This window comes from Kitasatospora sp. YST-16, assembly GCF_026802215.1.
Lineage (GTDB): Bacteria > Actinomycetota > Actinomycetes > Streptomycetales > Streptomycetaceae > Kitasatospora > Kitasatospora cineracea.
This window is the reverse complement of record NZ_CP113837.1, coordinates 5,405,098-5,418,867: the sequence shown is the minus strand read 5'-3', so window position 1 is coordinate 5,418,867 and position 13,770 is coordinate 5,405,098. Positions and strand designations below refer to the sequence as shown.

14 protein-coding genes are annotated in these 13,770 nt (G+C 74.1%); 7 read left to right on the top strand and 7 right to left on the bottom strand.

The features are described from left to right. The first annotated feature begins 21 nt into the window (after positions 1–21). Positions 22–1,620, top strand: a complete 1,599-nt coding sequence (locus OU787_RS24580; RefSeq protein WP_268660548.1) for a cellulase family glycosylhydrolase — start codon at positions 22–24, stop codon at positions 1,618–1,620. Between the two features lie 62 nt (positions 1,621–1,682). Here the strand turns inward: OU787_RS24580 and OU787_RS24575 are convergent, their stop codons facing one another. Beyond that, the gene (locus OU787_RS24575; protein ID WP_268660547.1) at positions 1,683–2,441 is read right to left on the bottom strand and encodes a DeoR/GlpR family DNA-binding transcription regulator; all 759 of its coding nucleotides are present in this window, start codon (positions 2,439–2,441) and stop codon (positions 1,683–1,685) included. A 112-nt stretch (positions 2,442–2,553) separates the two neighbouring features. On the opposite strand from OU787_RS24575, the gene OU787_RS24570 reads away from it, so the two are divergent. After that, complete coding sequence (locus OU787_RS24570) at positions 2,554–2,922, top strand: hypothetical protein (protein WP_030459341.1); 369 nt, start codon at positions 2,554–2,556, stop codon at positions 2,920–2,922. Beyond that, entirely contained in the window at positions 2,919–3,599 is a 681-nt protein-coding gene (locus tag OU787_RS24565; RefSeq protein WP_268660546.1) for an NUDIX domain-containing protein, read from the top strand. Before OU787_RS24570 ends, OU787_RS24565 begins: the two co-directional genes overlap by 4 nt. A gap of 99 nt (positions 3,600–3,698) precedes the next feature. On the opposite strand, the gene OU787_RS24560 is transcribed toward OU787_RS24565, so the two are convergent. After that, the gene (locus tag OU787_RS24560) at positions 3,699–4,259 is read right to left on the bottom strand and encodes a GNAT family N-acetyltransferase (RefSeq protein ID WP_123562817.1); all 561 of its coding nucleotides are present in this window, start codon (positions 4,257–4,259) and stop codon (positions 3,699–3,701) included. A gap of 160 nt (positions 4,260–4,419) precedes the next feature. On the opposite strand from OU787_RS24560, the gene OU787_RS24555 reads away from it, so the two are divergent. Next, positions 4,420–4,965: a SigE family RNA polymerase sigma factor gene (locus OU787_RS24555; protein ID WP_030459338.1), complete on the top strand. Its 546-nt coding sequence runs from the start codon at positions 4,420–4,422 to the stop codon at positions 4,963–4,965. Between the two features lie 256 nt (positions 4,966–5,221). Further along, entirely contained in the window at positions 5,222–6,283 is a 1,062-nt protein-coding gene (locus OU787_RS24550) for a hypothetical protein (protein ID WP_268660545.1), read from the top strand. Here OU787_RS24550 and OU787_RS24545 read toward each other — a convergent pair. Continuing rightward, on the bottom strand, positions 6,277–7,587 hold the full coding sequence (locus OU787_RS24545) for a glutamine synthetase family protein (RefSeq protein WP_268660544.1): 1,311 nt from the start codon (positions 7,585–7,587) through the stop codon (positions 6,277–6,279). The two genes, OU787_RS24550 and OU787_RS24545, sit on opposite strands and share 7 nt — an antisense overlap. A 196-nt stretch (positions 7,588–7,783) precedes the next feature. On the opposite strand from OU787_RS24545, the gene OU787_RS24540 reads away from it, so the two are divergent. Both OU787_RS24540 and OU787_RS24535 read left to right on the top strand, forming a co-directional pair. Then, a complete protein-coding gene (locus tag OU787_RS24540) occupies positions 7,784–8,419 on the top strand; it encodes a TetR/AcrR family transcriptional regulator (RefSeq protein WP_030459335.1) in 636 nt (211 codons plus the stop codon). A 131-nt stretch (positions 8,420–8,550) separates the two neighbouring features. Further along, positions 8,551–10,038: an MFS transporter gene (locus tag OU787_RS24535; RefSeq protein ID WP_268660543.1), complete on the top strand. Its 1,488-nt coding sequence runs from the start codon at positions 8,551–8,553 to the stop codon at positions 10,036–10,038. Between the two features lie 79 nt (positions 10,039–10,117). Here OU787_RS24535 and OU787_RS24530 read toward each other — a convergent pair whose 3' ends face one another. From OU787_RS24530 to OU787_RS24515, 4 genes are all read right to left on the bottom strand, one after another. Further along, positions 10,118–10,675: a RipA family octameric membrane protein gene (locus tag OU787_RS24530; RefSeq protein WP_268660542.1), complete on the bottom strand. Its 558-nt coding sequence runs from the start codon at positions 10,673–10,675 to the stop codon at positions 10,118–10,120. Then, the gene (locus OU787_RS24525) at positions 10,672–11,259 is read right to left on the bottom strand and encodes a DUF4328 domain-containing protein (RefSeq protein ID WP_268660541.1); all 588 of its coding nucleotides are present in this window, start codon (positions 11,257–11,259) and stop codon (positions 10,672–10,674) included. The genes OU787_RS24530 and OU787_RS24525 overlap by 4 nt, the downstream gene beginning before the upstream one ends. Before the next feature lie 165 nt (positions 11,260–11,424). Beyond that, complete coding sequence (locus tag OU787_RS24520) at positions 11,425–12,681, bottom strand: transferase (protein ID WP_268660540.1); 1,257 nt, start codon at positions 12,679–12,681, stop codon at positions 11,425–11,427. A gap of 167 nt (positions 12,682–12,848) precedes the next feature. Continuing rightward, complete coding sequence (locus OU787_RS24515; RefSeq protein WP_268660539.1) at positions 12,849–13,430, bottom strand: Uma2 family endonuclease; 582 nt, start codon at positions 13,428–13,430, stop codon at positions 12,849–12,851. Positions 13,431–13,770: the final 340 nt, after the last annotated feature.

Genomic DNA, 13,770 nt, shown 5'->3' with positions numbered 1-13,770 from the left:
CCCCCCTCCAAGGAGTCGGACATGACCGTCCGCACCACCACCACGGCACTGGTCGCGGCACTGGCCGCGACCGCTGCGGCCACCCTCGCGCTCACCGGCGCCGGCCCCGCGGCCGCCGCCGGCCTCCAGTGCTCCGTCGACTACACGACGAACGACTGGGGCAGCGGCTTCACCGCGAACGTGAAACTTACCAACGCCGGCACCACCCCGATCGACAACTGGAGCCTCGGCTACGCCTACACCGGCAACCAGACCCTCTCCGGCTCCGGCTGGAACGGCACCTGGAGCCAGTCCGGCAAGAACGTCACCGTCGCGGCCCCGGCCTGGGCGGCCACCCTCGCGGCGGGCGGCTCGGTCAGCGCGGGCGCCAACTTCTCCTACAGCGGGACGAACGCGGCCCCGGCCTCGTTCACCGTCAACGGCGTTGCCTGCAACGGGGCTTCGAGCCCGTCCCCGTCCCCGTCCCCGTCGCCGTCCGTCTCCGCGTCCTCCTCCCCCTCGGCCTCGCCGTCCGCCTCGGCCTCGCCCTCCGCCTCGGCGTCCGCGTCCCCGTCCTCCTCGGCCTCCCCGTCGCCGTCCGGGAGCACCGGCACCGGCACCGGTACCGGCAAGGCCCCGGCGCTGCACGTCTCCGGCAACAAGCTGGTGGACGCCAACGGGGCGCAGGTGGTGCTGCGCGGCGTGAACCGCTCCGGCATGGAGTTCATGTGCGTCCAGGGCTACGGGTTCTCCGACGGCCCGGTGGACGCCGCCTCGATCGCCGCGATCAAGGGCTGGAAGGCCAACGCCGTCCGCGTCCCGGTCAACGAGGACTGCTGGAACGGCTACGCCAACGTCAAGCCGGAGTACGCGGGCGAGAACTACCGCACCGCGGTGAAGAACTTCGTCTACGCGCTGCGGGACGCCGGGCTCACCCCGATCATCGACCTGCACTGGACCCAGGGCCTGTACACCGGCAACTCCTCGGGCTGCTCGGACGTCAACTCGACCTGCCAGAAGCCGATGCCGGGCGCCGGCGCGGCGACCTTCTGGTCCTCCGTCGCCACCACCTTCAAGAACGACCCCTCGGTGGTCTTCGACCTGCTGAACGAGCCCTACGCGGACCGCGCCGTCTCCGGCCTCGACCAGGCGTGGAACTGCTGGCGGGACGGCGGCAGCGCCTGCCCCGGCATCGGCTACCCGGTCAGCGGCATGCAGACGCTGGTGAACTCCGTCCGCACCGCCGGTGCGAACAACGTCATCCTGCTCGGCGGCCTGGCCTACTCCAACGACCTCGGCCAGTGGCTGGCCCACAAGCCGACCGACCCGGCGGGCAACCTGGCCGCGTCCTGGCACGTGTACAACTTCAACACCTGCTCCAGCCAGTCCTGCTGGAACTCGACCGTGGCGCCGCTGGCCGCCCAGGTCCCGGTGGTGGTCGGCGAGATCGGTGAGAACGACTGCGCCCACTCCTTCATCGACCAGGTGATGTCCTGGGCCGACGCCGCCAAGGTCTCCTACCTCGGCTGGACCTGGAACACCTGGGACTGCGGCCAGGGCCCGTCGCTGATCTCCGACTTCGACGGCACCCCGACCGCGTTCGGCCTGGGCCTGAAGAACCACCTGGCCGCCGTCAACTGACGGGCCGTCCGGCCCCGCCCCTCCGATCCGCTCCTCCGATCCGCCCGGCCGGCGACTCCCGGTCAGCCCGCCGGGCGGATCTCCACCCCCGCGGCCGCCAGCCGCTCCAGGGCGGGGTGGTCGGGGGCCGCGTCGGTGATCAGGCCGGTGACGCGGTCCCAGGGCAGGACGCGGAACGGGGAGGCGGCGCCGATCTTCTCGGCCGAGGCGAGGATCCAGGTCTCGGCCGCCCGGCCGGCCAGGGCGCGCTTCATCGCCGCCTCGTCGGCGTCGCCGGTGGTGAGCCCGGCCTCGGGGTGGACGCCGGTGACGCCGAGCAGGCAGAGGTCGGCGGAGACGTTCTGGGCGGCTTCGACGGCGGCGGCGCCGCAGGCCACCGCGGAGTGCTTGAACACCCGGCCGCCGAGCAGGAACAGTTCGGCCCGGGGGTGTTCGAGGAGCGCCGCCACCACCGTCGGGCTGTGCGTGATCACCGTGCAGTCGAGGTCGGCCGGGAGCAGCCCGGCGACGGCGAGCGCGGTGGTGCCGCCGTCCAGGATCAGCGTGCTGCCGGGCCGGATCAGCTCGACGGCCGCCGCGGCGACCTTCCGCTTGCCGCCGGGCGTCACCGACTGCCGCTCGGTGTAGCCCGCCATCGCCGGGGAGGCGGGCAGCGCCCCGCCGTAGACCCGCTGGCAGAGCCCTTCGGCGGCGAGGTCGCGCAGGTCGCGGCGGACGCTGTCCTCGGAGATGCCGAGTGCGGCGGCGACGTCCTTGGCCACCACCTTGCCCTCGGTCGCCAGCAGTTCGAGCAGGTGGTCGCGCCGTTCCGCAGCCAGCATTCTCGTTCTCTCCTGTTCTTTCACGTTCTTGCATGTATCGTAGCGCCCCATGACCACACCGGCAGCACCACCCCCCACCGACTCCGACTCCCCCGACTTCCCTGACTCCCCCATGCTCGTCCTGATCGCCGGACCGTACCGCTCCGGCACCGGCGGCGACCCGGCCGCGATGGCAGCCAACCTGGCCCGGCTGGAGGCCGCCGCCTGGCCGGTGTTCGCCGCCGGGCACCTGCCGGTGATCGGCGAGTGGATCGCGCTCCCCGTCCTGCGCTCGGCCGGCGCGGGCCCGACCGACCCGCTGGCCGACCGGGTGCTGTACCCGACCGCGGACCGGCTGCTCGCCCACTGCCACGCGGTGCTCCGCCTGCCCGGCGACTCCGCGGGCGCGGACCAGGACGTCGCCACGGCACGCCGCCGCGGCCTGCCGGTCTACCACGACGTCTCCGAACTCCCGCACCGCGCGGGCCGGGAGGAGGCGTGAGCGGCCGCCCGGGGGTCGACCTCCCCGACCACCGCGGCCGCACCGGCCTGGACCGGGCCGGGCGCGGGCTGCGCGGCAACCCGGACGTGCGGGTGCGCGAGGTGGAGCTCACCTCGCAGGGCTGGCACGTGCTGCGCCGCACCACCTTCGACTACCGCGGCCGCGACGGCCGGTGGACCACCCAGCAGCGCGAGACCTACGACCGGGGCAACGGCGCGGCGGTGCTGCCGTACGACGCGGCGCGCGGCACCGTCCTGCTGACCCGCCAGTTCCGGTACCCGGCGTACGTCAACGGGCACCCGGACGGGATGCTGGTCGAGGCGGCGGCCGGGCTGCTCGACGCGGACGACCCGGTCACCGCCGTGCGCCGCGAGAGCCTGGAGGAACTCGGCGTGGAGCTGGGCCCGTTGACGCACGTGCTGGACGCGTACATGAGCCCGGGCTCGGTCACCGAGCGGCTGCACTGCTACGCGGCGCCCTACCGCCCGGCCGACCGGACCGGGCGCGGCGGCGGGCTGGCGGAGGACGGCGAGGACATCGAGGTGCTCGAACTGCCCTTCGCCGAGGCGCTGGCGATGACCCGGGACGGCCGGATCGCCGACGGCAAGACCGTCCTGCTGCTGCAGTGGGCCGCGCTGGACGGCCCGTTCGCCCCGGGCGCGGCGACCGGCCGGTAGGCGGGGCCCGGGGGGTGCCTACCGGCCGGCTGGACCGCCGGCCGGACCGCCGTTGGCCGGGCCGCCGGCCGGAAACGTGCAGGAACGTGCAGCGGGGGGTCAGAGCCGGGTGGGGCCGCCGTACCGGGCGAAGAACTCCTCGGCGAACATGGCGAACAGCGCCACGTCGCGGTGCTCGCCCGCGACGAAGAAGTGCCGGCCGAGTCGGCCCTCCTCGACGAAGCCGAGCCGCCGCTGGAGCGCCAGCGAGGGCTCGTTGTGGGCGAACACCCGGGCGGTGGCCTTGTGGTGGCGGCGCTCCTCGAACTGGTGCCGCAGCACCAGCCGGACGGCCTCGGCCGCGTAGCCCCGCCGGCGGTGCTCGGCGCCGACGGTGATGCCGTACTCGAACAGCCCGCTGCGGTTGTCCGCCCGGTGCACGCCGACCGAGCCGACCGCGGCGCCGTCCGCGCGCGACTCGACCACCAGCTGGTAGGTGTCGGCGGTCGGGTCGGCGGCGGCCTTCTCCCTGGCCAGCGCTGCCCACCCCTCGGCGGAGCGCGGCGGGTCGAGCGCGTCCCCGAGGCGTTCCTCCTGCTCGGAGAGCCGGGCCAGCAGCGGCCCGTCCCCCGGTTCGACCGCGCGCAGCCTGACCCGTTCGCCCGTCCAGTAGCTCGTCATCCGGTCTTCGTACCACGCCCGGGGCAGCGCCCCCGGACCGGCCCCGTCCGGGGGCTCCCGCCCCGTCGGCCCGGGCGGTCGGACGGCGGGCTGTGACGCGGCGGCCCGCGAACCGCGTCTGAAGGGTGACAGGGCACGGAACCTCGGGGGAGCAGTGATCGTGGCATCGACGGCAGGGCGCGGCACGGACGCGGAGTACACGGACTACACGGAGTTCGCGGCCGCCCGGTCCGGACACCTCTTCCGCTCGGCCTGCCTGCTGACCGGCGGGGACACCCACCTCGCGGAGGACCTGGTGCAGGAGACGCTGAGCCGGATGTACACGGTGTGGCGGCGGCCGGGCCGGTTCTTCGGCGGCCGGGCGATCGAGAACCCGGCCGGGTACGCGCAGGGGGTGCTGTACCGGCAGTTCGTCAGCCACCACCGGCGCCGCAGCGCCGGGGAGCGGCCGATCGCCGAAGTCCCGGACCTGCCGGGCCCGGAGGGCGACGGCGCGCTGCGGGTCGCCCTGCTGACCGCGCTGGCCGCACTGGCGCCGCGGGACCGGGCGGTGCTGGTGCTGCGCTACTGGGAGGACGTCAGCGTGGAGGAGAGCGCGGAGATCCTGCGCTGCAGCGCGGGCGCGGTCCGCACCCGCTCCGCCCGGGCGCTGGCCCGGCTGCGCGCGCTGCTCGGCGACAGCCTCGCGGACCTCTCCGTCCGCTGACGCCCGCCTCCGGCCTCCCGCAGCACTCCTCGCGGAACCCCGCACGGAACCCCGCACGGAACTCCCACGGAACTCCCACGGAACTCCTCACAGAGACGGTGATCACGCATGTCCGAGCAGTCCGAGCACGACTTCGAGGACCGGCTGGCGCAGGTCCTGCGCCGGACCGGCGACGGCTTCCGCCCCGACGGGCCGCACCTGGTGGCAGCGGGCGCGGCCCGGGGCCGCCGCCGGCAGCGCCGGCAGCCTGGCGCTGGTGGCGGGCGCCGCCGCGGCGGTGGTGGCGGCGGGCGGTCTGACGGCCGTGGCGCTGCCGCCGGGCGGCGGGGCGGCGGCCGGTCCGGCGGCGGGGCGTTCGGGCGGGCCGTCCGGGGCCGCGGCGGACGGGCCGTCCCTGGTGTCGGTGCTGGCCGAGCGGCTGCCCGCGGGGGTGCGGGTCCTGCGGTCGGCGGGCGACCGGTCCGGGGTGGCCGGGCTCCGGGTGGCGTACGAGACAGCGGAGCTGACCCTGGACGACGGGCACGGGGCGAGCCTGGTGACGGTGCTGGTGTCCGACGCGGGGGGTCAGAAGCTGAAGAGCGGCTGCCCGCTGTCGAACTCCTCGAACGAGGCGTGCGAGGTGCGGCCGGGCCCGGACGGCGGCTCGCTGACGGTCGGGGCGATGGACCCGGACCCCGGGCCGCGGGGCACCGGCACGGCCGTCTTCACCGGCCCGGACGGGCTGCGGGTGGTGCTGTCCGCGTACTCCTTCGCCGACCAGGAGCACCAGGACCGGACCAGGCCGACCCCGGTGCTGACGCCCGATCAGCTCGCGGCGCTGGCGGCCGACCCGGTCTGGACCTCGTTCCGGTCCGGGCTCTCCCCCGACGACGCGTCCGCCACGGACGCCTTCGGGCCGGACGGGCCGCCGGTGCGGCTGCGCGAGCTGCTGCCGTCCGGGCTGCGGGTGGCGAGCGCCTCGGAGTGGGTGGGCGGGCAGCGGCTGACCGCCGCGCAGGACGGGCACGAGCTGGTGCTGACGGTCCGCGCGCAGCGGGCCGACCGGGCGGCCCGGGACTGGTTCGCCGCGGCGCCGGCCGGGGCGGACGGCGTCCGGGTGCGCGCCACGGCGGCCCGGGAGGTGCCGGGCTCGCAGGGGGCGACCGAGTCGGCGGTGGACGTGCTGCGCCCGGACGGCGTCCGGGTCCGGGTGACGGCGGTGAACCCGGCGGGCGCGGGGTCGCCGGACGCCGGGAAGCCGCCGCTGCTGTCCGCGGAGCAGCTGCGCGGGATCGCGCTCGACCCCCGCTGGGCGGCCCCGGGCGGCGGTGCTCAGTAGCGGTAGCGGACGGCTTCGACGAGCTGCTCGGGGGTGTGGTCGGCGAAGCGGGCGATCTCGGCCTCGCGGACGTCGATGACGGCCTGCCAGAGCTGTTCGCCCATGGCGGTCCGCAGCACCTGCGACTTGCGCAGCGCGTCGACGGCCCGGCCGAGCGTGTCGGGGAGGCGTTCGGCCGCGCCGTCGGGGTCGCCGGTGGTCTCGGCGGGCAGCCGCAGGGCGCCGCCGAGGCCGGCCAGTCCGGCGGCCAGCACGCCGCCGACGGCGAGGTAGGGGTTGGCGGCGGCGTCGAAGCACTTGATCTCGGCGTTGGCCTGGTCGGGGGCGGAGCCGGTGATCAGGCGGAGCGCGGCCTCCCGGTTCTCCAGGCCCCAGCAGCGGTGCGGCCCGGACCAGTGGCCGGGGACCAGGCGCAGGTAGCTGGCGACGGACGGGGCGCCGAGGGCGAGCAGCGCGGGCAGTTCGGCGAGCACGCCGGCCAGGAACGCCTCGGCCTCCCGGGTCAGCCCGTGCGGGCCGGTGCCGCCGTGGCCGAGGTTGCGGCCGTCGCGCCACAGGCTGAGGTGCAGGTGGCCGCCGTTGCCGACGCCGTCGGGGGCGGTGACGGGGGCGAAGCTGGCGCGCAGGCCGTGCCGGAGCGAGACGGCCTGCACGGTGTGCCGGACCAGCAGGGCGGTGTCGGCGGCCTCGACCGGGCCCTCGGGGGCGACCGAGAGCTCGTACTGGCCCTCGGTGTACTCGGGGTGCAGCTGGAGGACGGTCAGCCGCTGTTCGCGCAGCGCGCGCAGCAGGTCGCGCAGGTAGTCGCTGTTGCCGATCAGGCGGCGCATGCCGTAGGCGGGTCCGGGTTCGCCGCCGTCGACGATCCACTCGACCTCGATGCCGGCCTTGACGGCCAGGCCGTGCTCGGCGAGCGCGTCGGCGGTGCGGCGGGCGAACTGCCGCTGGCAGCCGGGGTGCGGTTCGCCCTGCTGGGTCCACCGGTCGCCGGGGGCCCAGGCCCAGCCGGGCTGGGCGGCGAGGCGGCGCAGCCCGGCGAGGTCGGGGACCAGGCGCAGGTCGCCGACGGGGCTGCCGGAGGGGGCGAGCGAGTCGTCGACCAGGAAGGCGTCGAAGCAGGGGGCGGCGCCGACGCCCCACCGGGCGGCGGACTCCAGGGCGCGGACGGGTACGGTCTTGACCCGGGTGACGCCGGCGTTGTCGACCCAGCTGACGATCACGCCGTCGACGCCCTGGGCCTCGATCCGGGTGGCGGCCGTCCGGGCCTCGGCGGCGCGGTCGGCGCGCGGCTCTGCGGTGCTCATGGACCCATCCTGACCAGGGGTTTCGGGCTGTCCGGGGGAACGCGCCGGGGGGTCACCCGTCCGTGGCCGCACCCATGTGACGCAGGTCACATCGGATGATGAAATTTCCGGGGACCAGTTCCCCGTTTAGACATCTGTCCGCAACGAAACGGGGAGAGGATCCCCACTACCGTCCGTCGCTCGAAGGGAGCGCACCATGACCGTCGTCACCGCCGCTCCCGTCCGCCGCGCGGACGCGGCCCGCAACCGGGCCCGGATCGTCGCCGCGGCCCGGGAGGCCTTCGTCGAGCACGGGGCGCTGGCCTCGCTGGACGAGATCGCCCGCCGGGCCGGCGTCGGCAACGCCACGCTGTACCGGAACTTCGCCGACCGCCAGGCCCTGATCCACCAGGTGTCGATCGCCGTGATGGAACGGATCGTGGCGCACGCGCACGCGGCCACCGCGGAGGAGCCCGACTCCTTCGCCGCGTTCAGCCGCTTCGTGCACGCCGCGGCCGAGGAGCGGATCGGCGCGCTCTGCCCCCTGCTGTCCGACACGATCGACCTGAACGAACCCGAACTCACCGCGGCCCGCGCCGAGATGAAGCAGGTCACCGAGGACCTGATCGCGCGCGCCCAGGCCGACGGCCTGCTCCGCACCGACGTCGGCGCCGGCGACATCGTCGTCGCCATGGCCCAGCTCACCCGACCGCTCCCCGGCTTCGGCTGCCTCGACCTGGACCCGCATGTCCGGCGTCACCTGCAGTTGCTGCTGGACGGCCTGCGGGCACCCGCACCGTCCACGCTGCCCGGCCGTGCCGCGACCCTGGAGGACCTCACGCCCCGCGTCTGACCCCTCGGCCCCGCCCGGGCGCGGGCCGACCGGCTTCGAACGCCCCCCGACTCTCCGCAGGAACCGCCCCCGACGGCGGACCCGACCCTGCTCTCCTCCGTACGCTCTCGCACACACAAGTGGGTACCTCCATGTCTGACACCCTCCAGCCGGACCCGCGCCGGTGGAAGGCGCTCGTCTTCATCGCCCTCGCCCAACTGATGGTCGTCCTCGACGCGACCGTGGTGAACATCGCGCTCCCGCACGCCAAGGAAGACCTCGGCTTCGCCGACAGCACCACCCAGTGGGTGATCACCGCCTACGCGCTGGCCTTCGGCAGCCTGCTGCTGTTCGGCGGCCGGGTCGCCGACCTGTGGGGCCGCCGCCGGACCTTCATGGTCGGCCTGATCGGCTTCGCCGCGGCCTCCGCGATCGGCGGCGCCGCCGCCAACACCACCATGCTGCTCGGCGCCCGCGCCCTGCAGGGCGTGTTCGGCGCGCTGCTCGCGCCCGCCGCGCTGTCGCTGCTCGCCGTGATGTTCACCGACGGCAAGGAGCGCGCCAAGGCGTTCGGCATCTACGGCGCCGTCGCCGGCGGTGGCGGTGCGATCGGCCTGATCCTGGGCGGCGCCCTCACCGAGTACCTGAACTGGCGCTGGACCTTCTACGTCAACATCCCGTTCGCCGTGGTCGCCATCCTCGGCGCGGTCATGGTCATCCGCGAGCCCGCCGTCGGCCTGAACCGCAACCGCCTCGACATCCCGGGCGTGCTGCTGGTCACCACCGGCCTGGTCTCCCTGGTGTACGGCTTCACCCGGGCCGAGCAGGAGGGCTGGGGCGACAGCAGCACCATCGGCCTGTTCGTGGCCGCCGCCGTGCTGCTCGCCGCCTTCGCGGTCGTCGAGAGCCGGGTCAAGGCCCCGCTGCTGCCGCTGCGCGTGATCACCGACCGCAACCGCGGCGGCGTCTACCTCTCGCTCGGCATGGCCGTGATCGGCATGTTCGGCCTGTTCCTCTTCCTGACCCTCTACATGCAGGGCGTGCTGGGCTACAAGCCGCTGGTCAACGGCTTCGCCTTCCTCCCGATGGTGGCCGGCATGATCACCGGCTCCACCCAGATCGGCGCCCGCCTGATGACCCGGGTCCCGGCCCGCTACCTGATGGCGCCCGGCTTCCTGGTCGCCTCGCTCGGCCTGCTGATCCTCACCCAGATCGACGTCGGCACCTCGTACTGGCAGATCCTGCCCGGCCTGGTCCTGATGGGCCTCGGCATGGGCACCGCGTTCATGCCCGCGATGAGCCTGGCCACCTACGGCGTGCAGCCGCGGGACGCCGGTGTCGCCTCCGCGATGGTCAACACCTCCCAGCAGGTCGGCGGCGCGATCGGCACCGCCCTGCTGAGCACCGTCGCCCACAGCGCCGGCACCTCCTGGGCCAAGACCCACGCGGCCGCCGCCACCGACCCGAAGCTGTTCCAGCTCCAGGCCCAGGTGCACTCCTACTCGGTCGCCATCTGGTGGGCCTTCGGCATCCTGGTCCTGGCCGGCATCACCGCCTTCACCCTGGTCAACGCCGGCAAGCCCGAGCACCACACCGAGGGCGCCACCGCCGAGGACGCCGTCCCGGTCATGGCCCACTGACCCTCCCCCCGCACACGCCGAACGGCCCGCCCGGAACCCTCCGGGCGGGCCGTTCGGCGTGTCAGCGGGTACGCCGCGCTCACCGCACGAGGGCCGCGCAACCCAGCAGGTAGGCCAGCGCGAACAGGACCGGTACCCAGCGCTCCACCCGGCCGAGCGGCAGGTAGACCCGCCAGTCCCGCCCCTCCCCGAGCGCCCGCCACTCGGCGGCCACGAAGGCCCGGGCCGGCAACCGCTCCTCCAGCGCCCCGATCACCTGGAACTTCCCCCGGTTCAGCTGCTGGTAGGCCCGAAGGGTGAACCACCAGGCGGCGCACATCCCCACCAGCACCAGGGCCGCCACCACGACCAGCGCGGCCGGGACGCTGCGGCGGTGCTCCTGCGACAGCCAGGTGCCGAGGAAGACCAGCAGGCCGCTGTGCAGGGTGAGGAAGAAGGTGTTGGCGAGGTTGCGCCGGGCACTGACCCGGTCGGCCATCTCCACGCACAGCTTGTACTGCTCCAGCACCGCCGCGCGGTACACCGTCTCCTCCTCGCGGTAGCTCGCCGCGGAGACCTTCCCGTTCCACAGCGCACCGCCGATCCCGGCCGCCGCCTCCACCGCAGCCTCCACCGCTGCCGCCTCGGAACCACTCATGACTCCCCCTCCCCCACCCGGCCGGACTGCCAGCCGGTGACGTCCTTGACGATGGTGACGGCCAGCACACCCGCCAGCCCGATGCACAGTGCAAGCACCGTGGTGAGCAGCGCGGCGGAGAGCACGTCGGCCTCGCTCTGCACGTTCTCCACCGCCTGCCACTGGAGCGGCGTGAGGACGACGTTGGACAGCAGCAACAGCACCCACCACACCCGGACCATGACCGGGGCGGCGTCCCGCCGGGGCGAACTGGCCCGCCAGACGTCCGACACGACCTGGTACGGAACCCACATGTTGGCGACCGGGGCGCCCCAGCCGCCCAGCACCCAGCCCCGGGCCCTGCGCTGGGAAGCGGCGCCGCCGATCACCTCGGCGTTGACCCGGGCTCGCCACAGCCAGACGACAAACGCCACCCCGGCCACCAGGCGCAGGAAGAGCGCCGCCCAGATGGAACCGATCAGGTCCACGAACGGGTTCGACAGGAAGGAGTCGAGGTCCTCCTGCGGAACCGTGCCGGCCAGCACGCCGTGGATGAGGAAGTAGTCGCGCCAGAGGACCAGCGCCAGCAGCACTTCACGCACCACGGCCAGGACAATCAGCCAGGTCGCCACCCGGGCCGGGCCCGCCACCTTCCGAAGCCGCTCCGTGCCTCCCCGCTCCGCGTCCCCGTCGTTCTCTTCCCCGACACCTGCCACGATTCCCCCTGGACTCTCCGATACGACTTGTCGTCCGCTTCCGCCCCGGCGTCGCTACCCGAGGCCGGCCAGCTGCAGCACCCGGAACACCGGCCACCCCACCAGCCCCACGGCCAGGAACAGTGCGTAGCCCTTCAGCCAAGACCCGTTCCTGGCGGTGACCGTCCGCCACCCCAGCCGCCAACGGCGGATCCTTCCGACCCCCAGGGCCCTCGCCACGGCGCGGACCAGGTACTGGGTGTACGACGTCAACCTCGCCTCCGCATAGACCGACCGCATCGTCCGGACCGCGCGCCGGACCCGTCCGGCCGGAGGGCCGACCCCCGTCCCGGGGCCCACCGGGTACGCCCGGGGCGCCCAGTCACTGCCAAAGGTGACCACGACGGAGGCCCGCCGAGCCCCGCCGACCGCCTCCACCAGTCGGGACGGGGCCGGCAGGTACCCGTCCAGGCGCCGCGCCACCTCCGCCAAGTCGCCCTCGGCCAGCAGCACCAGCTTCCGGGCGGGCTGGGTGGCCATCGCCTGCCCGACCTCCCACCACAGCCCGTCCCCCGCACCCAGCCGCAGCACGATCAGCCGGGACGCCGCCATCAGTTGCAGCACCGTCGGCTTCCAGTCGTCCAGCGGTAGGTAGAACCGTGCCGCACCCAGCAGCGGCAGCGGCTCCCCCGGCCGTCCCACCGCGATCATCGGGCCGAACGCGCCGAGCGCCGCCGCGAACTCCTCCTCCCTGGTGTGGACATTGACGGCCATCCCCGAGTCGTCGGCCCGGGCCGAGGTGGCGTCGTCGGCGAAACTGCGCAGGTAGAGCACCGGGGCCCGGCCGTCGGCCAGCAGCGCCCGGGCCGCACTGCGGGCCGCACGCGGACGGGCCCAGCGCAACAGCAGCACTCCCGCCCCCATCGCGACCAGGCCCGCCACCAGCAGCAGCGCAGAAAGCGCCAACGGCATCGTGCCCACCTTCTGCCTCCCCGCGTTGGCGCCGCCGAGGCCGCCCGCGAGCAGGACGTACCCGACGCCGCAGAGCACCAGGAAGACCGGCCGGTACCACCAGGCCCGCTCCGGGGCGAACCGGTCGACCAGTGCCGCGAGCTCCGCCGCCCCCGCCCGGCGACGGCGCCTCAGCCACAGCACCGGCGGCAGCAACAGCACGGCCGGAACCGCCCAGCAGAGCGCGGCGACGTACCGGACGCGCTCCCCCGCCCGCAGGTCCCCGACCGCGGTGATCACCATGTGCAACGCAACGTAGCCGACGACGGCGGCGACCGCCACGCCCCACCGGGCGAGTGTCCGCATACCCGAGGTCATCATGGCCCCTCCCCCCGGCCATCACCATGGCAGACTGATGGAGAGTCAACAATCTTATAAGACAATCCAGTTGATTAATTCCCCATTCCCTTGACAGCCCGACAGCCCGGCCCGCACCCGGACACGCCGAACGGCCCGCCCGGAACCCTCCGGGCGGGCCGTTCGGCGTGTCAGCGGCTGAACTCCTTCAGCTCCTCGGTGTCGAGGGCGACGTTCACCGGCTCCGGCAGCTCCACGACGTGCCCGTAGGCCAGCGTCACGACGCTCCGGTAGCGCCCGTCCTCCGGCTCGCTGTGCACCGAGACGGACCCGGCGTCCCGATCCACCAGGAGGAACACCGGAATACCGGTCTCCGCGTACGCCTTCGGCTTCTCGACCCGGTCGCGCCGGTTGGCGTCCGCGTCGTACGACGTCACCTCGACCACCATCAGCACCCCGGCCGGGTCGGCCCACTCGCCCTGGCCCGCGAAACTCCGACGCGGCGCGAGCGAACCGTCGGGCTTGGCCAGGCCGTTGCGGTAGTTCGCCACCTGCAGGCCCTGCTCCGGGTAGAGACGCAGGTCCGGGCGCTGCGCCATGCAGCGTTCCAGCAACCACATGATGATTTCGCCGTGGTCGCCGTCGGGCACCGGCTTGACTCCGATCCTGCCGTTGATGAACTCGAACACCACGTCTTCCCGCTCGGCCGCTATGGCGATCTCCCTGAACTGCTCGAGCTTCATCTGCGGGTGCTCAGTCGTCATGACAGCCATGGTGTCCTCCTTCTACAGCTGCGGCCACAGTATGAGCGCGCCGACCGTCCGGCGTGCCGCGTTCCCCTCTTCCTACCCGCCGGTAGCTGGGCTACAGTGTCGGCACGCGCCAGCGCCGGGCTTCGGGAGCCGCACCGGTGGGTCGCGTTTCTCCCTGTGTGCGCGTCGGCGTCGCTTCATGATCTGGTCGGAGCGCCTGAGCACCACGGCACTGCCCATGGACGGAACTGGAGCGGACCAGTCCGTATCGCGGGTGCCGCTGTTCTTCTTCCGTTCCCGTTTCTCCCGTGCCGTCGGCACACCCTCCCCCGTCACACCCTCCGTCCGGGGTCGCGCTGTC